Annotated in this window: 21 protein-coding genes; 9 read left to right on the plus strand and 12 right to left on the minus strand. The window is 47.0% G+C overall.

Going from position 1 to position 23,232, the window contains the following annotated elements; genetic code table 11:
- Window positions 1-979: 979 nt before the first annotated feature.
- On the minus strand, window positions 980-1,786 hold the full coding sequence (locus Q0537_RS09290; protein ID WP_299227493.1) for a 3'-5' exonuclease: 807 nt from the start codon (window positions 1,784-1,786) through the stop codon (window positions 980-982).
- Window positions 1,787-1,807: 21 nt separating this feature from the next.
- The gene (rpe, locus tag Q0537_RS09295) at window positions 1,808-2,449 is read right to left on the minus strand and encodes a ribulose-phosphate 3-epimerase (RefSeq protein WP_299227496.1); all 642 of its coding nucleotides are present in this window, start codon (window positions 2,447-2,449) and stop codon (window positions 1,808-1,810) included.
- A gap of 144 nt (window positions 2,450-2,593) precedes the next feature.
- On the opposite strand from rpe, the gene rpmB reads away from it, so the two are divergent.
- From rpmB to Q0537_RS09315, 4 genes are all read left to right on the plus strand, one after another.
- Window positions 2,594-2,785, plus strand: coding sequence for a 50S ribosomal protein L28 (gene rpmB / locus Q0537_RS09300; protein ID WP_040304421.1), 192 nt, complete (start codon window positions 2,594-2,596; stop codon window positions 2,783-2,785).
- An 18-nt stretch (window positions 2,786-2,803) separates the two neighbouring features.
- A complete protein-coding gene (locus tag Q0537_RS09305) occupies window positions 2,804-3,934 on the plus strand; it encodes a potassium channel protein (protein ID WP_299227498.1) in 1,131 nt (376 codons plus the stop codon).
- On the plus strand, window positions 3,927-5,120 hold the full coding sequence (gene argJ, locus Q0537_RS09310) for a bifunctional glutamate N-acetyltransferase/amino-acid acetyltransferase ArgJ (protein ID WP_299227499.1): 1,194 nt from the start codon (window positions 3,927-3,929) through the stop codon (window positions 5,118-5,120). The genes Q0537_RS09305 and argJ overlap by 8 nt, the downstream gene beginning before the upstream one ends.
- Window positions 5,121-5,366: 246 nt before the next feature.
- Entirely contained in the window at window positions 5,367-5,597 is a 231-nt protein-coding gene (locus Q0537_RS09315) for a YdcH family protein (protein ID WP_005873127.1), read from the plus strand.
- A gap of 854 nt (window positions 5,598-6,451) precedes the next feature.
- Here Q0537_RS09315 and Q0537_RS09320 read toward each other — a convergent pair.
- Window positions 6,452-6,892, minus strand: coding sequence for a hypothetical protein (locus tag Q0537_RS09320; RefSeq protein ID WP_291939615.1), 441 nt, complete (start codon window positions 6,890-6,892; stop codon window positions 6,452-6,454).
- A 135-nt stretch (window positions 6,893-7,027) separates the two neighbouring features.
- Window positions 7,028-7,381 carry an HTH domain-containing protein gene (locus Q0537_RS09325; RefSeq protein WP_297961789.1) on the minus strand — a complete coding sequence of 118 codons (354 nt, stop codon included), beginning with the start codon at window positions 7,379-7,381 and terminating at the stop codon, window positions 7,028-7,030.
- A gap of 113 nt (window positions 7,382-7,494) precedes the next feature.
- Here Q0537_RS09325 and Q0537_RS09330 point away from each other — a divergent pair, with 113 nt between their 5' ends.
- From Q0537_RS09330 to Q0537_RS09345, 4 genes are all read left to right on the plus strand, one after another.
- Window positions 7,495-8,421: a zinc ABC transporter substrate-binding protein gene (locus Q0537_RS09330; protein WP_299227500.1), complete on the plus strand. Its 927-nt coding sequence runs from the start codon at window positions 7,495-7,497 to the stop codon at window positions 8,419-8,421.
- A gap of 3 nt (window positions 8,422-8,424) precedes the next feature.
- Window positions 8,425-10,587: a DUF1007 family protein gene (locus tag Q0537_RS09335; protein ID WP_299227502.1), complete on the plus strand. Its 2,163-nt coding sequence runs from the start codon at window positions 8,425-8,427 to the stop codon at window positions 10,585-10,587.
- Window positions 10,588-10,829: 242 nt separating this feature from the next.
- Entirely contained in the window at window positions 10,830-11,393 is a 564-nt protein-coding gene (locus tag Q0537_RS09340) for a hypothetical protein (RefSeq protein ID WP_299227505.1), read from the plus strand.
- Window positions 11,369-11,782, plus strand: a complete 414-nt coding sequence (locus Q0537_RS09345) for a DUF3137 domain-containing protein (RefSeq protein ID WP_299227508.1) — start codon at window positions 11,369-11,371, stop codon at window positions 11,780-11,782. Before Q0537_RS09340 ends, Q0537_RS09345 begins: the two co-directional genes overlap by 25 nt.
- A 641-nt stretch (window positions 11,783-12,423) precedes the next feature.
- Here Q0537_RS09345 and serA read toward each other — a convergent pair.
- The 6 genes from serA to pheS all read right to left on the minus strand — a co-directional run bounded on the left by serA (window position 12,424) and on the right by pheS (window position 21,255).
- Window positions 12,424-14,001: a phosphoglycerate dehydrogenase gene (gene serA / locus Q0537_RS09350; RefSeq protein WP_299227511.1), complete on the minus strand. Its 1,578-nt coding sequence runs from the start codon at window positions 13,999-14,001 to the stop codon at window positions 12,424-12,426.
- 54 nt (window positions 14,002-14,055) lie between these two features.
- Entirely contained in the window at window positions 14,056-15,723 is a 1,668-nt protein-coding gene (locus Q0537_RS09355) for a 30S ribosomal protein S1 (RefSeq protein ID WP_299227514.1), read from the minus strand.
- Between the two features lie 121 nt (window positions 15,724-15,844).
- Complete coding sequence (locus Q0537_RS09360) at window positions 15,845-16,672, minus strand: 4-hydroxy-3-methylbut-2-enyl diphosphate reductase (protein WP_299227517.1); 828 nt, start codon at window positions 16,670-16,672, stop codon at window positions 15,845-15,847.
- Window positions 16,662-17,936, minus strand: coding sequence for a 3-phosphoshikimate 1-carboxyvinyltransferase (gene aroA, locus Q0537_RS09365; protein WP_299227520.1), 1,275 nt, complete (start codon window positions 17,934-17,936; stop codon window positions 16,662-16,664). Before aroA ends, Q0537_RS09360 begins: the two co-directional genes overlap by 11 nt.
- Window positions 17,933-20,263: a phenylalanine--tRNA ligase subunit beta gene (pheT, locus tag Q0537_RS09370; RefSeq protein WP_299227523.1), complete on the minus strand. Its 2,331-nt coding sequence runs from the start codon at window positions 20,261-20,263 to the stop codon at window positions 17,933-17,935. Before pheT ends, aroA begins: the two co-directional genes overlap by 4 nt.
- The gene (gene pheS, locus Q0537_RS09375; RefSeq protein WP_299227526.1) at window positions 20,260-21,255 is read right to left on the minus strand and encodes a phenylalanine--tRNA ligase subunit alpha; all 996 of its coding nucleotides are present in this window, start codon (window positions 21,253-21,255) and stop codon (window positions 20,260-20,262) included. The genes pheT and pheS overlap by 4 nt, the downstream gene beginning before the upstream one ends.
- Before the next feature lie 128 nt (window positions 21,256-21,383).
- On the opposite strand from pheS, the gene Q0537_RS09380 reads away from it, so the two are divergent.
- Entirely contained in the window at window positions 21,384-21,740 is a 357-nt protein-coding gene (locus tag Q0537_RS09380) for a histidine triad nucleotide-binding protein (protein ID WP_299227529.1), read from the plus strand.
- Window positions 21,741-22,019: 279 nt separating this feature from the next.
- On the opposite strand, the gene Q0537_RS09385 is transcribed toward Q0537_RS09380, so the two are convergent.
- Together Q0537_RS09385 and Q0537_RS09390 are read right to left on the minus strand one after the other, a co-directional pair.
- Window positions 22,020-22,298, minus strand: a complete 279-nt coding sequence (locus Q0537_RS09385) for a hypothetical protein (RefSeq protein ID WP_299187376.1) — start codon at window positions 22,296-22,298, stop codon at window positions 22,020-22,022.
- A 559-nt stretch (window positions 22,299-22,857) separates the two neighbouring features.
- Window positions 22,858-23,232: DNA starvation/stationary phase protection protein (locus Q0537_RS09390; RefSeq protein WP_299227533.1), on the minus strand; the 375-nt coding region annotated here is incomplete at its 5' end.

Below are 23,232 nucleotides of genomic sequence, written 5' to 3' on the forward strand. Positions count from 1 at the left end.
TCTGCGTAAATTTTGTATTATTAAGATCGCGGATTTGCTTATCGCTAAATTTAGTGCATACGCGACCTCCGTACGCTGCTACGACAGGGCCGGGCTTTCGTTAAATTTGCTCCGATCGCGCTGTGTTTTTACGATAAAATTTATAAAATTTCATTTGTAATCGGCGTCGTAAAATTTTATAAAGCTCTATTTTAAAATTTGCGGCACTGGCACGTACCGACCAGGTCGTCAAGCTAAAATCAAATATCAAAATTCCAAGCGGCGAATGCAGAAAACCCTCGTGCCTAGCGTATCTGCGGCGGCAGTGCGGGCGCGCCAAATTTATCGCTTTTGGGACGCAAAAGATGCGCAGGCGCGGGCAAAATTTATTGATTTTAGCGTTTAAAGCATCGAATTCGCGCACCCAGGTTAAATTAAAATTTAAAGCGCGCGACGCTTCGGGCGCATCCGCACGACTGCAAGCGCTCATAAAATTCGCCCGAAGCAAGGTTGTAAAACCGCGGGCGGGCGCAAAATTTATCGCCGCAAAAATCAAATCTGCGAAAGCAAAAAGACCTCACGAGCATTCGCTGCCACACCCGCCCGAGCAAATTAAAATCGCATGATCCGCCTGGCTGACATACGTAAAGGGCGCCGCTGCGGGCATTTACACTTAAATTTGGTGCGATCGCAATGCGATTTAAAACCGCGCCTGCTTAAATTCGCGCCGTTTCGGTTCGCTCGCAATCACATCTCGCCGCAGTAGCGCTTTAAATTCGCGCCGCCGCGATTTGTGCGCATTCAATCGCTACGGCAAGGGTAAAATTTCAAAATCTAGGTCCATACGCGCCGATTTGCGCCACCCAAAATCGCTCGGATCTAATTTATGCTACCGCAATCCGCGCAGATTAAAGCGCCACCGCTTAAAAGCGCAAATTTTACCCCTCAAACGGCGGCGCGAAATTTCAATAAAATTTCATCTCTTAATTCGGTGCGCGATTTATAAAATTTCGCCCTCGTCCCGCCCCGAAATCTGCGGCTTAGGCAGCGCCAGGCTCTTTGCGGTTTTGCTAAAAAGTATCAGATCCTCGGTGCTTTGCACGCTCCACGGCAGCCGCGAGAGCGCGAATTTAAAAATTTCAAAGCAGGAAACGGCGTCGCTAAATGCGCGGTGGTGGACGTTTTGCACGCCTAAAAGCTCTTTTAGCGAGCCGAGCCCGTATCTTTGCGCCTCAATCGTGCGGCGCGCGAGCTCGACGGTGCAGAGCCTGCGATTTAAAAGCATTCCGAAGCCGCATTTTTGTAGGCTCGCGTCGATGAAGCCGTAGTCAAATTTGACGTTGTGCGCCACAAAAACGCTATCGCTTAAAAACAGTCTAAACCGCTCCAGCACGCTAGCTAGCGGCGGCGCGCCTACAAGATCGTCCGCGCGGATACCGGTAAGCTCCGTGATATTTTCGGGCACGACGGGCGCATAAACAAAGCTTTCAAAGCGGTCCAGCTCCTGCGTGCCGCGCGTTTTTATCGCGCCGATTTCGATGATCTGGCCGTTTGAGAGCCCGCCGTTCGTCTCGATATCTACGAAGCAAAAAATTTCATCTGAAATATCCGTCTCGCGGGTTTTGAGTGTGATTTTGCCGTTGTCGAGTTTTATTATCTCTATGCCCAGCGTGCGCCACATCGAGAGGTCTTTGGGCTCGAAAAGCTCGGTAATCTCGGCAATATCGCTTGCTTTTGAGATAAAATCGTAATAATTTATGCTCTTTTGAGCCAGTAAATTTATGAGATTTTCGATTCTATGCGTCAAAATTTTACCCCTGTGCCGCGCCTAAATTTTAAGCGCACGGATCGCCTCCGCGTAGTCGTTTGAAGAAAATATGTAGTTGCCCGCTACCACGACGTCGGCACCCGCTTCGTCGATATCTGCGATATTCAGCCCGTTTACGCCGCCGTCGACCTCGATGAGGCATTTTGCGCCTTTGCGATCGATCAGCTCGCGCAGCTGCTTAATTTTCTCAAGCGCCGAGGGGATAAATTTCTGCCCTCCAAAGCCCGGATTGACGCTCATTAAAAGCACCATATCGACCTCGCTCAAGATAAACTCCAGCGCGCTAAGCGGAGTGTGCGGATTTAGCACGACCGCGGGCGAGACGCCGCTGCGGCGGATATGATCTATGAGGCGCAGCGGATGGGTCTCCTCCTCGATGTGGAAGCTAAGAAATTTCGGCTTTAGCGGCAAAAAAAGATCGACGAAAAACGACACGTTTTTAACCATCAAATGAATGTCTAAAGGCTTGCTGCTCGCCTTTGCTACCGCGCTTACTACGAGCGGTCCGATCGTGAGATTGGGTACGAAATGCCCGTCCATCACATCTACGTGAATGAGATCGGCGCCCGCTTCGCAGACTGCGCGAATTTCCTCCGCAAGCTTTCCAAAATCCGCCGATAAAATGCTGGGTGCGACATACATTAAGATTCCTTTAAAATTTCAAGATGCGGAATTTTACTTAGTTTTGTCATAAATTTCGCTAAATTTAAACCGCGGCGAATTTTAAGCATAATTTGAAATTTTTTCGCTATAATCGCCATTTATTTTAATCATCAAGGATTTATTATGGCAAGAAGATGCGCAATCACCGGCAAAGGTGCGATGGTAGGAAACAACGTCAGCCACGCAAATAACAGAACCAAAAAGAAATTCCAGGTCAATCTACGCACCATCCGCGTTCAGCTAGAAGACGGCTCAACCAGACGAATCAAAGTAGCCGCCTCAACTCTACGAACTATGAAAAAACAATCAAAATAACCTCTCAAAGAGGAATTTATGTCTGTTTTGGACAAGATCAAGCGATTCCTCGACTGGTCCGGCTCGACTAAGCCGGACATCAACCTCTACACAGAAATTTACGACCAGCTACGCCCTTTTCGCTTACCACTTATAACCATCGTGCTGATGATGCTAATCGGCACATTAGGCTATGTTTTTATAGCGGGCTTTTCGCTCGTAGACGCCTTTTATCAAGCAGGCATGACCTTTACGACGGTAGGCTTTACCGAAGTAGCGCCGATATCGCCCGCGGGTAGAATTTTTACCGTCTTATTCATCCTCATGGGCTTTGGAACCTTTTCGTTTTGCCTGGGCGTCGTCGTCGAGGTCATAAAAAACGGCAAACTTCAAAATTTACTTAGGGAGCAACGAATGATCAATAACATCGCAAGGCTCAAAAACCACTACATTATCTGTTACAACAACATCTACTGCGCCGAGCTTGCCAAGCAGTTTCGCGAAAATCATCTGCCTTTTGTCGTGATCGATCCCGATCCCGCTCTAGCCAAAATCGCTGAAGAAAACCGCTATCCATATTTCATCGTAGGCGAACCGCATGTAGAAACCACGATGCTAAAAGCCCATCTGTCATCTGCAAAATCCGTCATCACGCTAAGTCCAAATTTAGCCGATAATATCGCGATAATCTCGCTCGTGCGCCTATACGAAAAGGAGCTTGGTCGCATCACCCCCTACTTCATCATGGCAAATAGCGATGATGACAGCGACACGCAGAGGCTAAAAAAACTCGGCGCAAATTCTATCGTCTCACCATCCAAACTCGCCGCACAAAGGCTCTCTGCGATCAGCGTGCGTCCCGATATGGAAAACATTTTGGAGCGATTTTTGTATAAAAAAGACTCCCTCATCGATATCGAAGAGATCACGGTGCCCGATTTTTCATGGATCCGCTTCAAACGCTTAAAAGAAACTCGCCTGCGCGATTTTACAAACGCCGACGTCGTGGGCATCAAGGAGCCGAATAACCGCTTCATTCCGATGCCGGATGGCGACTACCTCATCGGTACTGGGGTGAAATTTTTAGTCATCGGCACGGCAGAGGGCATCCGCAACACTAAAAAACTCATCCGCAGTAAATACAAGCCGCAGGAGATGAGATATGTTTAAAATAACTAAGCTCGAGGGCGGCTTACAAAATGTCGAGGGCTTTTATTTTGACGGCGTAAATTCGGGCTTTAAAAAACAGGGGAACGATCTGGGATTTATCCGCGCAGATGAGCCCTTTGCCGTAAGCGCGATCTTTACGAGCAATAAATTTCAAGCCGCGCCGATTAGGCATTTCAAAAGGGCGCAAGAGCGCGCGGGCGGGGAGCTTAAAACAAATTTTATCCTCGTAAATTCTAAAAACGCAAACTCGATGACCGGGGAGCAAGGCGTCGCGGACATCGATGAAATTTTTAGCGAGCTTGGCAAAAAGACCGCTCTGATAAACCCCGTTATGAGTTCCACCGGCGTCATCGGATATCGCCTCAAAAAGGAAAAAATTATCGCCGCCGCGCAAAATTTTAACTTCTCGGCGCGAAACTCAGACGCCCTAGCCACCGCCATTATGACGACAGATACGATAAAAAAAGAGCTTGCGTATGAAATTTCTTTAGAAAACGGCGAGAAATTTCACATCGCAGCCGTTTGCAAGGGCGCAGGCATGATCAATCCCGTGCTTGCGACCATGCTCTGCTTCGTCCTGACCGACGCAAAAATCCCGCGCGCGGATATGGACGAGCTGCTAAAAAAAGCGGCGGAGCAGAGCTTCAACACCGTAAGCGTTGACGGCGACACCTCCACCAACGATACGATTATGCTCTGCAGTAGCGCCAAATGCGCCTACGAAAAGAATGCCTTCTCATTCGCGCTAAACGCCCTTACGCACGAGCTTGCGCTAATGCTGGTAAAAGACGGCGAAGGCGCAACCAAGCTGGTGCGATTTAGAGTAAGCGGCGCCGCAAATGCTGGGGATGCCCGCAGGGCGGCGAAGGCGCTAAGCAATTCGCCGCTTGTTAAAACGGCGATCTTCGGCGAAGACCCGAATTGGGGTCGCATAGCCTCCACCATAGGCGCCTGTGGCATAGAATGCGACGAAGAAAAGCTGCGTATCAAATACGACGACGTGCTGCTTTATGACGCACAAAATCGCGAACTGGACGCCGCGCGCGAGGCCGCGGCTCACGCCGTAATGCAGCAAAAAAGCTTTACGATCTGGTGCGATTTGGGGCTCGGGGATGGCGAGTTTAGCGCATACGGCTGTGATCTTAGCTACGACTACATAAAAATCAACGCCGATTATAGATCATAAAGATTCACAGCTCGCTTCATAACCTAAAAATCTCGTCTCGAAAATAGCGAAAGCGGCAGGGCTTTAAAGCTCTGCTCTTAAAATTTTATCATTTAAATTTGCCTGTTTTAAATTTTTAAAGGCTAAAAAATTTTACCTCTTAAAATTTGGAATCTCATGCGTGAAATTCAGTCTAAATTTGATAGCTGAAATTAGGTTTTAAGCGCTTTATTGATATACTTAAATAAATTTTTTAAAGGAGTAGGCATGTTTCATGAATACAGAGATTTAATCACTGAGTTAAAAGGCAAAAACGCACGATTTGATTCGCTTTTTGAGAAGCACGACGAGCTGGATCACAAGATCGCCGACGCGCAGGCCGGCAGAGTGCATATGAGCGATCTGGAGATCGATGCGATGAAGAAAGAAAAGCTTCGCATAAAAGATGAGCTAGGCAGCTTGCTAGCGCAATATAAAGCCGAAAAGGCAGATAAATAAAGTTGCTTGCGGCGAAATTAAGATGCAGCAGAGTGCTAGCAAGGCTGATTTCGCCGCTAAGCTTTAATCCGCGTTTAGAATTTTCTAATCGCAATAAGTTTAACCGCCTAGTTTGCCTCGCGCGATAAATAAAAACAGCGCGCCAAAATGAGTTAAAATTTACACCGCACGCTCCCACCTTGACACCTCTAAATAATTTTTACGTATCGGCTCATCACTGCATATACCAACTGCGGTATTAGCGCAATCAAATATAATTCGTTACGGCTCTCTATAGCCCTTTCCGCTTCCAAAAATATCTCTTGCTGAATGCGTTTTGCGCTGCAGAGTAAATTAAATTTACGCCGCATCGCTCTGCAGCCTGGCTCTTAAATTTTACTTCGCAGTGAGTATTTTCTAGCAAATTTCAAATCTTGCGTTTTGCTTGTTGCAGGCGCAGTGCCTACTTTTAAAATTCCGCATTTCGCAGAAATCTAAAGTGGCGCTAGAATTTTAAATTCCCGTTCACGCTAACCGCGAAATTTCAAATTCGCAGACTCCAACTAAGCACTAGTTTATGTTAGAACTTTCTTTAGTCGCTCCACGGAATTTAGCCAAGCTTGCTTATTTTAACCCGCTTCGTTGAGCTTTAAAAATTTAGATTATTTCTTTGATCGTATCGGATAATGCCTACCGGCACAGAATTTCTAAAGTTACCCTGTTTGCTATATGCGCAATTAAAAGCGGCGCTAACGCGGAATTAAATAGTATAAGTGAAATCTGTAAAAGGTGTGAAATTTAATCATAGGATTTTAAGCGCTAAGGATTTGCGATAGAATTTCGCCGCGCAAATCAAATCCCAAAGCTAGCCTAGCCTACTCGAAAACCTTTGCTTCTAAGCCATGTAGCCTTTGCAAGCCGATATCGATATATTCGTTAAGCTTCTCATTATTTTCCAGCAATTTGTCGTAATAACTCTTGGCTCTTTCTCTCGCGGTCGCATCAGGCTCGATATACTTTAGCCCACTTTTGAAAAGTCCTTTGGATTCCACAAAATAGATCGAGTGGATCTTCTCGCAGTGCGATAGCCCTGCTTCAGTGTAGTTTAAAATCGATTCGTACGCGATATTGCCTAACAGCTCCTGCAGTCTATTTGCAGGATTTTTGAAAAACTCGGCAAACTCCTTATACGGCGTAAAAACCTGATCCAGGTTTTTCATCGCATCGCCGTAGATACCCTTTTTCAGGCGAAACATCGTCATTTCTTGAGAACTTACAAACTTCTCTATTGCTTTTATCGTATCGTTTTTATTCACTGAATTTTTCCCTTTTAAAATATGAAACGCTCGGATTATATCGTTTGTTTTATAAAAATCCGTTAAAAATCGGTTAAATTTTGTCCTAGCGTTTTAGCCAAATTTCCTTGAGCACTTTTGATTAAATTTCCCGCCTCAGCCGCCGCACTTCTCGCACAATCCTCGCACGAGCACACTTTTGACATTTTTTTGCGGCAGAGCGGGCATCGAAATCTCCTCCATTTTATGGCAGCTTTCGCAGACAAAATACGCTTTGGCGCCGTCGGTAAGCTCATAAAAGCTTTTATGATTATTTTCGCTGGTAATTATCAAATTTTTCTCTTCCAAAAGCGCTATATTGCGATATATCGTGGTTTTATTAGCGCCCGTTAGTTCTACTAGTTCATCATAGCTTACCGGGCATTTTTTCTCGCTTAGGATCTGCACGATCTGCACTCTAAGCGCCGTAGGAGCGATATCGTGACTCGCTAAAAAATCTTTGGGATCCATTTTACGCCTTTTTTAAAATTTAAGCGATGATAGCGAAATTTAGATAAATTTATATTAAGTTGCAACTAAGTTGCTTTTGATATACTTCCGCAATTTTTTTGGAAAGGAATTTTATGAAAAAGCTTGTTTTCACGCTTTTAGCAGCTAGTTGCGTAGCATTCGCCAAACCTACGGTCACCACGACCATACTTCCTACGAAGTATTTTGTTGAACAGATCGCAGGCGATACTCTGCAGGTAAATACGATGGTAGGCAAAGGCGCTGATCCGCACACATACGAGCCTAAGCCTTCGGAGATGAAAATGCTAGAAAATAGTGATCTGTATTTTGCAGTCGGTATAGAATTCGATGAAGTCTGGCTACCAAAGCTTGCCGCATCGTATCCAAAGATGAAGATAATCCGCACCGAAGATGGCATCACTAAAATGGCTATGGCAGAGCACCACCATCACGACGAACATGATCATAGCGCGCATCACGATGATCACGATCATGACGCACATCATGAGCATGGTGACAAAGACCACGAGGCGCACGAGCACCATCACCACCATGACGGCTTAGACCCGCATATCTGGCTCGATCCGCAGCTTGTAAAAATTCAAGCTAAAAATATTAAAGACGCGTTAACCAAACAGTATCCTAAGAATGCTAAAATTTACGAAGCAAATTTCGATAAATTTGCTAAAAAGCTGGACGAGCTGGACGCTTACGCAAAGCAGAAATTAGCGGGCGTCAAGGGAAAGAAATTTATGGTTTATCATCCGTCTTGGGGCTATTTCGCGCACCGATACGATTTGGAGCAGATCGCAGTCGAAGTGGAGGGCAAAGAGCCTAAGCCTGCGGATTTAGCCGAGCTAATCGAGGAAGCCAAAGAGGAAAAGATCAAGGTGATTTTCGTCGCACCGCAGTTTTCCAAAAAGGCAGCACAAACCATCGCCGCGCAAACGGGCGCAAAGGTGATGGAGATCGATCAGCTGCCGCTAGATTGGTATGAGACGATGAAAAAGACGATCGACGTTTTCGGAGAAAATTTGTAGTTGATGAAATTTATTAAAATTTTAATTTTATCCGCGATCTTTAGCTCGCGGATATTTGCGTGCGCTCTGTGCGCCCTATACACGCCCACTGCGCACGTTAGCATCACTCCCGTCGCACAAGACGGCAAGATCGTGAGTCTGCATTTTTCGTGGCTTTTCTCTCAAAATTTTACCGATGTCATAATGCAGACCTACGATATAAATTCCAACGGCAAGCTTGAAAATAGCGAGCTTGCCGAGATAACTAAGGCGATGACCGATTATCTAACCCCCAAAAACTATCTTTGCGAGGCGGAATTCTACGATCAAGCGCCAAAAAACGCAAAGCCTGCGCTTAGCAACCTCGTAGGCACGCAGATCAAGGGAAATTTTAAAAACGCAATAAGCCTCGTCAAAAAGGGCAGACTCGTGTTTGAGTTCGATCAAAAGGTCGGCTTCGAGCTGCGAAACGGCCGCGTTCTTAAAATTTCCATTAACGACGATCAGGGATTTTTCAATTTCAAAATGCTTGACGACAAGCCCATTAATCTAGGCGAGGGCTTTGTAGCGAAGCCCAATTCAAATTTAGCCACCACTTTTATAGAATTTAGCGGCGAAAAACCAAAGATCGCAGATAAAAAGCCGCCAATTTCAGGCGCGCCGAACTCCGATTTAACGCAGAGCGAACTTACATCTAGCGAGCAGAGCCTTGCGGGCTCAGAGGATAAACTTGCGCAAGGCGGGCAAGGAAAACCTAATGCCAGCTCGGCGCGCAGATCAAACCAAAGATCGGTTGGTGATATCGTTTCGGAGGCTGCAGTAGAGGCGCAAAAAAATATCGCCGCTTCGGATGCTCTCGCGCAGATTAATAAAGCCGCTAAAAAGGATGCGCAGGAAAAAGGTGGTTCCGCAAATTCTGCGGCGCCTGCAGATAAAGGCGTGGGCGAAAATTTTGCTGCGATCCGAGATAACTCTTTAAATTCCGCGCATTCTACGCAAAATCTAGCGACGCCGCCCGAGGAGAGTTCTTTAAATTTAGCGCAAAATAACGCGAGCAAAAACGGCGCCACATCCGACAGCGACGAGATTTCAAGCGAGCAGCACAAAGAGGTCTCGCTGGGATTTGTCGCGCAAAAGACGATGGATTTTATGAAAAGCCTCAAAACGGCGTTTCGCGCAAGCAGCGAGCATGCAAGCGCGAGCACCATCCTATGGGTCTTGGCGCTTTCTTTCATATACGGCTTTTTCCACGCGGCGGGTCCTGGGCACGCGAAGCTGCTAACGGCGAGCTATTTCTTAGCCCATGGCGGCAGCTACGTCAAGGCCTTTGGATTTGCCCTCAAAATCGGGCTTCTACACGTCCTAGGAGCGCTCGTTTTGGTAAGCGCGAGCATGTTCGTGCTGCAAAACGTCGCAGGGCTCGTCTCCACGAACTCTGCCTCAATCACAACGAAAATTTCGGCGCTTCTGATCATCGTCATAACCGCGCTCATCATCTACGACAAAGCTCGCCGCGTAAGATCGGGCGCCCACCACGATGCGGGCTGCTCCTGCGCTGCTTGCGCTTCCGCCGCAAATACCGCAGAGACGGACGTCAGCTTAAAAAATACGGCGTTTGCAAACGCCGGGAATTCCGCTTACGCAGCGTCAAAGAGCTATAAATTTTCTAAATTTAAAACCCCTAGCGGCGAATCCGCACAGTATTTAGATACTCAAAATTTAGGCGCCGCAACGGCAGAGCTAAATTCGAATTCAAATTTAACCGCAAGCCTAGAAGAAAACTTGCCGAACCAAAACGGGCAAAAACAGGCTTTAAATTCTGCAAATTTAAAAAACCAAACCTCGTCTCGCTCGCTGCAAAATGGCGCGACTGGCGGCGGCGAGAAAGGGCGGGAGTGGCTTATCGCGCTTGCTGCGGCGCTCGTGCCCTGCCCTGGCACGATCCTTATTTTCGTGCTTGCCTTCAGCCTCGGAAGCTTCGCGCTTAGCGTCGCGAGTGCGCTTTTCATCGGTTTTGGAATGAGCGTCGTGATATTTTTAGCCGCACTTTTCGGCGCGAAAGCAAACGAGCTTAGCTCGAAGCGACTCGTAAGCTTGAAGCTTTACATCGAATTTGCGGGGCTTTTCGTGATGTTTGGGCTCGGAGTTTTTATGTATTTCATCTCAGACACCCTCAGGATACTCTAATCGCAAGGTTTTAATGCAAATTTTAAAAAGCGGCTCGCGTGAAATATAAGTTTACGCGATGCGTTAAATTTTAAATCCGGTGCGAATTGATTTCAGAATAGTAAGATTTTAAAATTTTACGCCGCACGGACTGCGTAAATTAAGCTCCGATCTTGACTATTTAATTATGCGGTGAAATTCGCTCTTTATAAATCACGTTAAATTTTGCTACAATACGGGCAAAATTTTTCTCAAGGATAGATATGTCGCCTGCTCTGCAAGATGTCGTTTCGCAGACTTTAACCGAACAAAAAGCGTGCGCTAGAGCTTTTAATAGATATTACTACCTCAGTATAGCCGCCTTTTTTGCGGTCCTATTCGCAATAATGTCTCTAGACGGCGTTAAAGCAGACACTCCTCTAATAAAAATTGCCGAATTTTCGAGCGTCTTGATCCTTTTTCAGATCTTTTGGATATTTCTTATGCATTGCGCCAGTCAAGAAAGCGAAGCGGAAATTCGCTACTATAAATTTTACAAAGAGATATTCGTCCACGCCGTAATAAACGATATAGATGCCGGTTTAAAATACGATCCATATACCGGCATGCAAGAAGAGGAATTTCAAAAATTTAAAATTTATAGGAAATCTAGAATCAAAAGCGAGGATCGGATTACGGACGTGTACTGCGGGATTAAATTTAGCCTCAGCGAGGTACATAGCAATAGCAGGTTTTACATGAAAACGGATAATCCGCTCATAGCGGCGATTATGTTGATCAAAATATTCTACGATAACTATATATGGACTTTGACGGCAACGTACTGATCTGCGAGCTCGCGAAAAAAACCTCGGGCAAAACGATAGTGGTAAGCAGGGAGCTAAACGCCAAGATCTTCGGCGAAAAAGAGATGATGGACGATTTGGATTTTATGCGCGATTTTCGCGTGTTTGCGGATGACAAAGTAGAAGCGCGCTATTTGCTAACGCCCGCGTTCATGGAGCGCCTGCGCGAAATAAATCGCGAAACGAGCGGCGAGTTCAGCTTGAGCGCGGTATTTATGGATGAGCGCTTATATCTATTTTTAAACGGTGCGCCCGATCTTTTCGAAACTACGCTTTTTGGTAGGCCCGCTAGCATAGAGCTCGCGCGCGAATACCAAACGCAGATCCGCAAAATTTTAAGCCTAATCGAAACACTTAAACTCACAAATTAGCAGGGCGCATTACGGTTGAAATTTTGTATCGACTAAATTTAGGCCGGGCGGAATTTTTCGGCGAAGCATAATTTCGGCAAAACGTAAAATTTAATCAGCGGTGCGATCTCTCGGTAGTTGCCCTAAATTTAATCAGCAATAAAATCGCTCGGCGGTTGCCCGAAATTTAAACGGGCGATACGATTAGAGATGAAAGTGCCTGTCGCGCATAAATTTGAAGCAAAACGCCTTGCCGTGTCTAAAAATTTATAAAATTTGACCGCGTTTCGCATCGCAGCCTCTAGCTTTTAGTGCCAAACCTGCATAGCGGCAAAATTTAATCGGCGGCGCTCGCGATTATGAAATTTAAAGCGACTCTGCAAGGATGAAATTTAAATTTAAGAGCAAGCTCACGGCGAGAGTTAAATTTAGAGCGCACGCGGCGTTTACAAAAGCCGTGCGCTAAAAGGTATCTGCCTGAACGCATGTCGCAACGCACCTCAAGCGCTTGCCTGCACGTTACGTCAAATTTCGCAAAATCTCCTCGCCGCGCGTTCCTGCATCGCCTCATCAAACGCCGTCATAGGCTGGATTGTAAATTCAAATTATAAAGAATTTGGATGAGGCGAAATTTAAAATTCCGCCTCCTAAGCGGAAAAAGATTAAAGCGCTGCGTAGCGCACCATTAGGCAGGTTTGAAGCGCCGCCAGCTTATCGAGCGTGCTTTTTTGCACTTCGGAATCGACCAAAATGACCGCCAAAGCATCCCCCTCCTCGCCTCTGCCTAAGCGAAAATCCGCGATATTGATGTTCTCGTCGGCTAGGATCGTGCTTACGGATTTGATAACGCCTGGCACATCGGTGTTTTTGAAGATTATCATCTTGCCTTTCGGCTTAAAATCGGTCTTAAATCCGCCGATATTTACGATACGCTCCTCGCTGCCGTCAAAGACCGTGCCCGCGACGTTTGAGATCGCTTTGTCGGTCGTAACCTTAACCGCGATCTCGCTTTTATAAACACTGCGCGCAAGCTCGCCGAAGCTCGTCTCAATCCCCTTTTCGTCCGCAAGAAATTTAGCATTGACGTAATTTAGCGAGTCGCCCAAAGAATCGTGCAGCGCGCCTACGATCGCAAAAACGAGCATCGATTTTAGATACTGCACCACCTCGCCGCTGCCCTCGATCGTGATCGATTTGATCGGGCCTTTGTTGATCTGCGCCGCAAGATAGGCCATTTTCGAGACCAAATTTATATACGGCTCGATACCGCGCGGCAGATCCTCGAGCTTAAGCGGCAAATTTAAAGCGTTTGGATAGTTTAAGCCGCGTGCGGCGCTGATCGCCTGCTCCGCGGCCTCCCTGGCGATATTGCTTTGCGATTCGAGCGTATTTGCGCCAAGATGCGGAGTCGCGCTTAAATTTTCGATATCCAAAAGCTCGTGATCGGTCGCAGGCTCTTTGTCGAAAACGTCGATGCCGAGATACGCGATCTTGCCGCTGCGTAGATTGTTTGCGAGCGCTTTTTCATTATACAGCCCGCCTCTAGCGCAGTTTATTAGGCGCACGCCGTCTTTCATCTTCGCTATTTGCGGCTCGCCTACCATATTTATCGTCTCTTGATTTTTCGGCGTATGGATCGTGATGAAGTCGCAAGATAAAATTTCGTCGAAATTCTTCGTATATTTTACCCCGAGCTTCGTGGCCTTTTCGGGCTCGATATACGGATCGTAGGCGATGACGTTCATCCCAAATGCAAGCGCACGCACCCCCACGCGCGAGCCGATATTTCCAAAGCCGATGATGCCGAGGCTCTTTTTATAAAGCTCGGTGCCGTACCATTTCTCGCGCTTCCAAATTCTATTAATTTTTAGATCGTTGCAGGAATTTACATATTTGCGCGCCGCATTTAGCAGATGGCACATGGTCATTTCGACCGCGGCGATGGTGTTTGCCGTAGGTACATTCATCAAAATAATGCCGCGCTTGGAGCAGCCGTCGATGTCGCAGTTATCTACGCCCACACCCGCGCGCACGATCGCTTTTAGCTTGGTGCCCGCGCCAAGGAATTTCTCATCCACCGCCGTAGAGCTTCTGGTAATCGCGACGTCAGCATCGCCTAAAATTCCGTATAGCTCGCTCTTGGGCACGCTCGTGGCGTCGATTACTTTAACGTCCGATTCCTGCTTAAGCAGATCAAAACCGATTTTGTGGATTGCGTCGCAAACTATGATAGTTTTCATTAAATTTAACCTTTAGAAGTGGGTCCGCAAGGCGGGGATGCCTTGCGGGAGGAGTTATTTATTTAGTTGATCTTTGATTAGATCCCCTAGGCTTTGCTTTTCGTCGTCGTTGCTATTGATCTCGTTTAGCGCCTCGCGCTCCTTCTGATGAGCCAGCCTGCGCACGCTTAGGCGGATTCTATTTTTCTTCTCGTCGATGAAGGCGATCGCAGCCTCGATCTCGTCGCCCACTTTTAGGCTATCTACGCTTACGTTGCCGAGATCTTCCTTGCGGATAAGCGCGTCTATACCGCCTCCGAGCTCGACAAAAATTCCAAACTCTTTAATATCGCGGATCTTGCCTTTTACGACATCGCCTTGATTGTGGCTCTTGGCATAATCGCTAATCGGGCTATCGCCGAGCTCTTTGTGGTTTAGAGAAATTTTTTGAGTATCTTTGTCGATCTTAATGATCTTAACCTCGATCTCGTCGCCCACTTTGAATAAATTTTTGCACTTCTCGCCGCGATCCCACGAAGCGTCCTCGTTATGCAAAAGCCCCTCTACGCCGTCGATCCTCACAAACGCACCAAAATTTGTAATTGTAGTGACGCTGCCTTTTAGCACGTCGCCTACTTTATACTTAGCAACGAACTCATCAAACGGCTTAGTGAGTAAATTTTTAAGGCTCACGCGCAATCTGCGCTCGCTAGGGTTAATCTCTACGACCTCGACGTCAAGCTCCTCGCCCTCGCTGATAAAATCTTTCGGATTTTTGATATTTTTATCCCACGAAATTTCGCTGATATGCAAGAAGCCCTCGATGTCGTTGCCAAGATCTACAAACGCGCCGTAAGGCTCGATATTGCTTACTTTTACGCGGATAGTGTCGCCTACTTCCAGGCTATCTTTGATCTCGTTCCAAGGATCGGGCATCGCCTCTTTGATCGAAAGAGAGAGATGCTTTTTATCGTTATCGTATTTGATAACCTTAACCGGAACCTTATCGCCCTCTTTGTAGAGCGAGCTTGGATTTACCGGGCCTTTGTATGAAATTTCGCTGTAGTGTACGAGTCCGTCCACGCCGCCTACGTCTACGAACATACCGTAAGTAGTGATCTTTTTGACGACGCCCTCGATGATGCCTTCGGTAGCGACTACCTTTTCGATCGCCTCTTTGCTTGCTTTGCGATCCTCATCAAGTAGCTTCTTGCGCGATGCTACAATGCTTTGCTCATCTCTATCAACTTTAATGATCTTTACTTTAAAATTTTTACCTACGGCGCCATTTGGGTTTTTAAGCGCGCTTTGCGAGCGAGGCATAAAAAATTCCACGTCGTCTGCATTAGCGCAAAGGAAACCGCCCTTATTAAACGATAGAATTTTAACGTCATAGACATTTTCTGCGTTTTCATCATAGGAGTCGATGAACGCCTTTACTTTTTCCTTCTTTAGAGCCTTTTTATACGATACGACCGGGCGACCGCCTCTGCTTCCGATAATAGCGACTTTGATGTCATCTCCTACATTAACCTGCGGGTTTCCTTGCTCGTCGCTCACTTCGGCGGCGTCCAAAATGCCCTCCGACTTCCTGCCTACGTCTATGAAAACCTCGCCGTCCTTAAGGGCGATAACCTTACCTGTGACGACCTCGTCGTGAGACTTCCCGGTGTCATACTCCTCTAACAATGTCGCAAAATCTTCCTCTGCGTGGTTTTGAACCTTCTCGTTCACCTCAGCCATATGCTTCCTTTAAATTTATTTGTGCTTTTTTGAAAAGAACTAAAATGCGCGATTCTAGCTAAAATTTGCTTTCGATTTGATAAATTTCTAAGAGTAAATTTGATAAGAGGGCTTATAAATTCTACGTTAGACTTTCTATCCGAGCTACTACTTTTTTGATGATCCAATCGGGCGTGCTAGCTCCTGCTGAGATGCCGCAGAGGCTTTTGTTTTCAAACCACGAGCGCTCAAGCTCGCTTTCGTTTTCTATGAGATAGCTGTCTTTGCAAAAATTTTGTGAAATTAAAAAAAGCTGTTTGGTGTTGGAGGAATTTTTCCCGCCTACGATTATCATCACGTCGGCCTTTTGCGACAGGCTTTTTACGGCCTCTTGATTTTCCAGCGTCGCATTGCAAATCGTATTAAAAATTCTCAGCTCCCTTGCGCGTTGCATCAAAAAATCCGCGATTTTGGTAAAGCTTTCTATCTTTTTCGTAGTCTGCGAAACGAGCGCGACGCGAGGTCCAAGCTTGACGTCTTGCAGCTCCTTCGTATCCATGATCACGAATACGCGCGATTTTGCGTAGGATTTCACGCCCTTTACCTCGGGGTGATTTTTATCGCCGAAGATCACGATATCATAGCCCTCCGCGCTCATCTTTTCTACGATCTGCTGTGGCTTAGTCACGAAGGGGCAGGTAGCGTCGATGAGCTCTTTATTTTGCGCCTTTAATCTTTGCAGATCGTCCTTTTGGATGCCGTGGGTGCGGATGATGAGCTTTTGCTCGTCCTTGATCTCGCTAACGCCCTCCAGGGTTTTGACGCCGAAATTTTGTTTTAAACGGTTAATCTCTTCGGCGTTATGTATGAGCTCACCGATCGTAGCGGCCTCGCCGGCGCTTTCTGCGATCTTGATCGCACGCTTGACGCCGAAGCAAAAGCCGTAGCTTTTCGCCATCTCAATCTTCAACACCGGCTCCGATCTGTCTTAAAATCGCGGCGAAGTTCGGAAACGACGTCGCGATACAATCGCTATCCTCGATGATCATCCCCGATCTTAAGCCTAAAATCGCAAAACTCATCGCGATACGATGGTCGCCGCACGGCGTGATGATCGCCGCGTTCGCCTCGCCGCCTTCGATCTGCCAGCCGTCCTGTAGCTCGCGCGCTTTGATACCGCAGGCGCGAAGCCCTTCGCAGGTTATCTTTATGCGGTCGCATTCCTTCACGCGCAGCTCGGCGGCATTTCTAAGCACGCTACTTCCCTGTGCGCAGGCAAAGGCGATCGCAAGCGCAGGCGCTTCGTCTATCAGCCAGGAGATATTTTCGCTCACCTCCACGGCGTGAAGCGGCGCGTAAGCGACCTCTATATCGCCGATCTGCTCGTAAATTTCGCTCGTCTTGTGAAATTTTACCTCGGCGCCCATACGTTTTAAAATTTCGTACGCCTCTATGCGGGTTTTGTTTAACAGCATATTTTTTAGCACTATGCGCGAGCTCGGGGTTATCGCTGCGGCGACCGCGAAGAAAAACGCCGAGCTGGGATCGTTTGGGATAAAAATTTCAAGCGGTTTAAGCGGCGAGCTAAGCGACGCGACTTCGATCTCAAGACCATTTTGCGAAATTTGCGCGCCCATCGCTTTTAGCATCCGCTCGCTGTGATCGCGGCTAAGCTCGGGCTCGCTAAATTTACATCCGCTGCCGCGCAAGGCCGCTAAAATTAGAGCGGTCTTTACCTGCGCGGACGCAATCTTGCTCGCGTATTCAAAATACCCGAGCTTCTGCCCGAGCACCGCAATAGGCGCCTTTTCGCCGCCTGCTCGTCCGTAAATTTTAGCGCCTACTTTGCAAAGCGGATCCGCAACGCGCCTCATCGGGCGCTCGCTTAGATACCGATCGCCGCACAGCACAAAAAAGCCCTCGCGTCCCGCCAAAAAGCCCATAAATAGCCGCATCGCCGTACCCGAGTTGCCGCAATCAAGCGGGACGTTAGGCTCTTTGATAACCTCCGGCGGAGTGATCAGAATTTCGCCCTCTACGCGCTGTACGCTAGCGCCCAAAAGCTCCACGATCTTTAGCGTATTTAGCGTATCCTCGGCGGCTAGATAGTTTGAAATTTTACTCGTCCCCTCTGCTAGCAGCGAAAAGATCGCCGCACGGTGCGAGATTGATTTATCTGCGGCGATATTTGAAATCTCCGCCCGCAAAGGGCTTGCTTGCGCAAAAATTCTCATCGCAGCCCAAGTCCCAGCTCGCTGCTAAGCGCGGCTAAAATTTTATCGGTAAAGCCCGCCACTTCCTCATCGCAGAGCGTTTTTTGAAGGTCTTGAAATACAAGTCTGATCGTCAGGCTCTTTGAATCGCCCAGGCTTTCGTCGCTGTAAAGATCGCTTGGGATAAGCTCCTTTAGCGCCTCGATTTTAAGGGCGTCTATGCACTGCTTGATCTGCTCGAAGCGCATTCCGCTCGGCACCAAAATACTTAGATCGCGCGATACGCTAGGGAACTTCGAATAAGCGTCCGCTACGATATTTTCAAATTTAAGCTTGGAAAAATCGATCTCGCACAGATAGCTTTTATCCAGATCACGCCCTGCTTCTACGGCGTAATCCACGCGCCCGATAAAGCCCACTATCTGCCCGCCCTGCTCGATCTGAGCTTGCTCGAATTCGCTTAAAAATTTCAAATTTTCGCCAGGCAACCTGACCTTAAATTTACCGATGACGCTTTGGATTAAATTTGCAAAATACAAAAAATCCACCGCAGCGGGTTTTGCGCCGGCCGCTATAGAGGGCTCGGCTTTTAGCCCGCTAGCAATAAAGCCCAGCCTTAGGCTCTGCGAGCCGTCCGCATCAAACACCTCTCCTAGCTCAAAAAGCTTAACGCTTCTGCGAGAATTCTTTAAATTTCGCTCAGCAGATTCTAGCAGATGATTAATGAGCGTCGGTCTTAGCGCGTCCAGCTCGCCGTTGATCGGATTTAAAATTTTAACCTTGCACGGCTTAAAGCCTAAGCTTTGCAATGCCTTGCCGTCGTCAAATACATAATGCACGCACTCGAAAAATCCCACTGCTGCCGCCTTGCTGCGAAGCTTGCGCCCGTTTTGTAAATTTACATAGGTATCGTTTAGGCGGTTTTTCTCGTAGAAGCTTAGCGGCGCGGCAGCGATATTGTCGATGCCCACGATACGCACTATCTCCTCGCACACGTCGTGAGAATTTACGATATCGTGGCGGAAAGGCGGCACCTTGGCGGTGATTAGATCGGCTTCGACGCCTACATCAAAGCCCAGCCTTTTTAAAATTTTTACGATCTTATCGCGCGGAATTTGCGCGCCGATCATTGAGTTTATCTCTTTTTCGCTAAAGCCCACGATAAGCGGCTCCAAAGCGTTTGAAATCTTTTGTGTGCCCGCATATAGGCTAACGGCTTTATTTTTAAGTAGCAATCTAAATAGCAGATCGAGCCCTAGCCTAAGCTTTGGCTCGCTGCCTCTACTTGAGCGATACACATGCTCGTCACCTTTTAGGCTTTTATTTTCGTTTACTGCTCTGGCGATAATTAGTGGCGCGGTGTAGTTTGCCTCTAATAGCACCACTTTGCTACTGCAACACGCCTTTAGCTCCGCGTCTTGGCAAATCCCTGCTACACTAAGCAATCTCTTGCCCGCATAAACGCCGAACTCGCCGTTTGGCATAGGCTTTATGTCAAGCGCTACCTTGCTATCTGCGGAAGCGATCTTTTCAAAATCATAAGCGCGCAGCAATACTCCGGTAGAATGAGTAGCGTAGTTGATGAAATTTTGCACCGCGCAGCTTTGCAAAATACCAACGCTTGCAAGACGCAAGGTCTGCTTTAAATTTAACTTTAGCTCGCCTTTGATCTCATAAGCTCGAAAAGCAAATTTAGCGCTTACCTCATCGCTTGCACGCACGCTTAAAATTCTACCGATACCAGGTGCTCCGTCGGCATCTTCAAATTCGTGCTTTTCCTTTAGCGGCAGATCAAGCGCTGCGCCTAGATCGCGCGCTATGCCTAAGATGCTAAGGCAGTCGCCGCGATTAGCGGTAAGCTCAATCTCGATAAGATCATCATTAAAAATTTCATACTCGCGCAGCTCCTTGCCGAGCACGAGCTCGCCGATACTGCTATCAAGCACCATAATGCCATCATTCGTCTTGGCAAGTCCAAGCTCGGTTGCCGAGCAGATCATGCCGTAGCTCTCCACGCCGCGAAGTTTGGCAGGCTTTATCTCAAGTCCGCTCGGCAGCACGGTACCGATCAGGCTAACTGCGACGTATTGCCCCGCCTCGACGTTTTTCGCGCCGCAGACGATCTGCAGGCTCTGCTTACCGACATCAACCTCGCAAACGTTTAGATGATCGGAATTCTCGTGTCGACGCTTGCTTTTTACGAGTCCTACTACGACGCCTTTAGGAAGTGAAATTTTATCGTGAGCGTCAACCTCAAGACCGATAGAGTTTAGCGTAGAAAGCAGCTTTTCGCTTGAAATTTCGCTTATGTCGATCCACTCTTGCAACCAATTTCTCGTTATTATCATTTAAACTGCTCCAATAATCTAATATCGCCTTCAAATAGCGAGCGCAGATCGGGGATACCATGTAGCAGCATCGCAAATCTCTCCACGCCGAGCCCAAATGCGTATCCGCTGACGTTTTTCCAGCCTACCGCTTTAAAGACGTTAGGATCGACCACGCCGCTGCCTAACACCTCGAGCCAGCCCGTCTGCTTACAGACGCGGCATCCCTCGCCGTGGCAGAAAATACAGCTGATATCGACCTCGGTGCTAGGCTCCGTAAACGGAAAGAAGCTCGGGCGGAAGCGCACCTTTACGTCTCCAAACATATAGCGCAAAAATTCCTCTAAAACGTATTTTAAATTTGCAAAGCTCACGCGGTCTCCCTGCTCGACTACGAGGCCTTCTACTTGATGAAACATCGGCGTGTGGGTTAGATCCATATCGCGGCGAAAGACCGCGCCCGGGGCGATCATACGCACCGGCGGAGCTTTAAATTTCTCCATCGTGCGGATCTGAACGCCGCTGGTGTGCGTGCGTAGCAGCCGCCCGTCATTTAGATAAAACGTATCTTGCATATCGCGCGCAGGGTGGTATTTGGGTAAATTTAGCGCTTCAAAATTATGGAAGTCGTCCTCGATGAGTGGGCCGCTTTCTACGCTGAAATTTTGCGCGATGAAGTAGTCTATGATCTTATCCATCGTCTCCATCACCGGATGCAGCGCGCCGCAGCTTACGTTTTCGTTAAAAAGCGTGATGTCGATTGCTTCATTTTTCATCGCCTCTTTTTGCTCCGCCGCCTCCAGGCTCGCCCTTTTTGCAGCGATGAGCTCGCTGAAATAATCGCGCTTTTCATTCGCGCTTACGGCAAGCTCTTTTTTCTGCTCGGGCGCTGCGGATTTGAGCTCGGAAAAAAGCTGCGTTATGATGCCTTTTTTGCCGAAAAGCTCCAAGCGCACGGCTTCCAGCTCGCTTAAGCTCGATGCGGCGTCGATTTTTGCTTTAATCTCTTGCAAATTCTATCCTTGTGGTTAAATTAATGGCGCGATTGTAGTTAAAATTTGATAAAAGCTAGGTAAATTTGCGTGTTTGGATTTTTTGGCTATAATCGCAGCTAAATTTCAACCTCATAAAAGGATCTAAAATGAACGTCTTCGAAAAGATCGTAAACGGCGAAATCCCGTGCAACAAAGTGCTAGAGAACGATGAATTTTTGGCTTTCCACGACATCAACCCTAAAGCGCCGATCCATATCCTGGCGATCCCTAAGAAATGCTACGAAAACTTCCAAGTAACGCCACCTGAAGTGATGAGTAAAATGAGCGCTTTTATCCAAGAAGTAACTCGCAAAATGGGGCTTGATAAGAGTGGATACCGTCTTGTTTGCAACTGCGGCGAAAACGGAGGTCAAGAGGTGATGCATCTGCACTTTCATATCCTAGGCGGAATGAAGCTACCGTGGGATCACGTAAGCGACCGAAACACGAAGGATAATTTTTAACCGCCCAAGAATTTTTAGCTTGTAAAATTAGCCGGAGAAGTATGTAATCTGCAAAAGTTAAGGTTTGATGCAAAATTATTATCAGGCAAGGTTTTATGCGGATTTTGATAGTATAGATTTTAGTTCGTAAATTACAAAATTTTGCTTGCGTAAAATTACAAGCACAAGGACTTACTGGGCAGAATTTTAGAACATATTAAATTTTACCCAGTAAATTTAATCCGTCAAAATTTTATAGCACGCAGATTTTTTTGCCAACACTAGAAAAACTGCGAAATTCTATTCTGCTTCAAGCCCGATTTTAGGAAAAATGTACTCTATGATGAAGTCCCACATATACTCCTTATAACGCGCAATAGCTTCTCGGTTCTCCGTTAAAAGCTCATACATCTTTTCTAGCCGTGCGTCATCTTTCTCATCATACGCCGCCGTACAAAGGGCGGACGCGATGGTGCCGCGCTTTTGCGGTAAAAAATTTTCATTTTCTAAATTTGCCAAAAGCAGCTCAAAATCGCAGAAATCGCATAAATTTACGTCCTCATCATTTTCATACTGCATTAATTGCTCCTTACCATCGCTTACAATTACACTTTCCTGACTATAGCAAAATTTCAACTCCGCATTTTGTCCCCACTCGTTTAATAACTCCGAGTCAATGGCTATATTACTACCCCATACTTTCTTGCACTCGCAACTGCCACATTTCTCGCACTTAGCTCTAACAACCGCTTCATCAAATTGACCAAACGCCATATCCCGAGCGGCAATCTCAAACTCCGTTGTCGCACCACAACCCGCGCAAATGCGGTGTAAAATATATTTACTCAACTTTAACTCCTAAAGTATAGTTTTTTTGCACTACCTAAATTTGGTGCGCCTTACACACGCCACAATATGATTGACATACTCATAGCATATAAAATTTAGTTTAGCTGAAATTGCATTTATACTTCGTCTTTGAGCTTGGAATTTTGCTGGATATTTTTAGTAGCTAATTTTAGATGACAATGAGAATTTCGGAATTTTATAATGCAGATTGGAGATATGCATCTCCATAAATTTTGAAAGGATTAAAATTTAGACTCGGCTGCGAAAAAGCTCCGCAGCCGAGATCAGACTATTTTGAAAGCATCGAAGCAAGCATCCATAGGCGTTTTTCATAATCGCCATAGTGATCTTGCGCGATGTTTGAAGTCGTATCGTCGCCCTCTGCCTCGGCTACCTCTTGAAGCTTTTTAAACTCTTTTACCAAATACTCGTAGGCTTTTTTGACGTTCTCAAGTACTTCGGTTACGCCGTAGCTGTCCTTTACGCTGATCGGCGCGTCTTTTGAAAGCTCAATTAGATCCTTAGCCTTAGTTACGGCCTTGCCACCTATTTGAAGCGCGCGCTCAGCCATATCGTCGAAAAGCTCGCCCATCTCGTCGTATGCTTTCTCGGTATAAGCGTGAACCTGCGCGAATTGTAAGCCCTTAACATTCCAGTGATAATC

Source organism: uncultured Campylobacter sp. (assembly GCF_938017775.1).
Lineage (GTDB): Bacteria > Campylobacterota > Campylobacteria > Campylobacterales > Campylobacteraceae > Campylobacter_B.

Excerpts from the sequence above, each read along its gene's own strand:
- rpe (WP_299227496.1), bottom strand. The coding sequence starts at position 2,449 with ATGTATGTCGCACCCAGCATTTTATCGGCGGATTTTGGAAAGCTTGCG.
- rpmB (WP_040304421.1), top strand. The coding sequence starts at position 2,594 with ATGGCAAGAAGATGCGCAATCACCGGCAAAGGTGCGATGGTAGGAAAC.
- Q0537_RS09305 (WP_299227498.1), top strand. The coding sequence starts at position 2,804 with ATGTCTGTTTTGGACAAGATCAAGCGATTCCTCGACTGGTCCGGCTCG.
- argJ (WP_299227499.1), top strand. The coding sequence starts at position 3,927 with ATGTTTAAAATAACTAAGCTCGAGGGCGGCTTACAAAATGTCGAGGGC.
- Q0537_RS09315 (WP_005873127.1), top strand. The coding sequence starts at position 5,367 with ATGTTTCATGAATACAGAGATTTAATCACTGAGTTAAAAGGCAAAAAC.
- Q0537_RS09325 (WP_297961789.1), bottom strand. The coding sequence starts at position 7,381 with ATGGATCCCAAAGATTTTTTAGCGAGTCACGATATCGCTCCTACGGCG.
- Q0537_RS09330 (WP_299227500.1), top strand. The coding sequence starts at position 7,495 with ATGAAAAAGCTTGTTTTCACGCTTTTAGCAGCTAGTTGCGTAGCATTC.
- Q0537_RS09335 (WP_299227502.1), top strand. The coding sequence starts at position 8,425 with ATGAAATTTATTAAAATTTTAATTTTATCCGCGATCTTTAGCTCGCGG.
- Q0537_RS09340 (WP_299227505.1), top strand. The coding sequence starts at position 10,830 with ATGTCGCCTGCTCTGCAAGATGTCGTTTCGCAGACTTTAACCGAACAA.
- Q0537_RS09345 (WP_299227508.1), top strand. The coding sequence starts at position 11,369 with ATGGACTTTGACGGCAACGTACTGATCTGCGAGCTCGCGAAAAAAACC.
- serA (WP_299227511.1), bottom strand. The coding sequence starts at position 14,001 with ATGAAAACTATCATAGTTTGCGACGCAATCCACAAAATCGGTTTTGAT.
- Q0537_RS09355 (WP_299227514.1), bottom strand. The coding sequence starts at position 15,723 with ATGGCTGAGGTGAACGAGAAGGTTCAAAACCACGCAGAGGAAGATTTT.
- aroA (WP_299227520.1), bottom strand. The coding sequence starts at position 17,936 with ATGAGAATTTTTGCGCAAGCAAGCCCTTTGCGGGCGGAGATTTCAAAT.
- pheT (WP_299227523.1), bottom strand. The coding sequence starts at position 20,263 with ATGATAATAACGAGAAATTGGTTGCAAGAGTGGATCGACATAAGCGAA.
- Q0537_RS09380 (WP_299227529.1), top strand. The coding sequence starts at position 21,384 with ATGAACGTCTTCGAAAAGATCGTAAACGGCGAAATCCCGTGCAACAAA.
- Q0537_RS09385 (WP_299187376.1), bottom strand. The coding sequence starts at position 22,298 with ATGCAGTATGAAAATGATGAGGACGTAAATTTATGCGATTTCTGCGAT.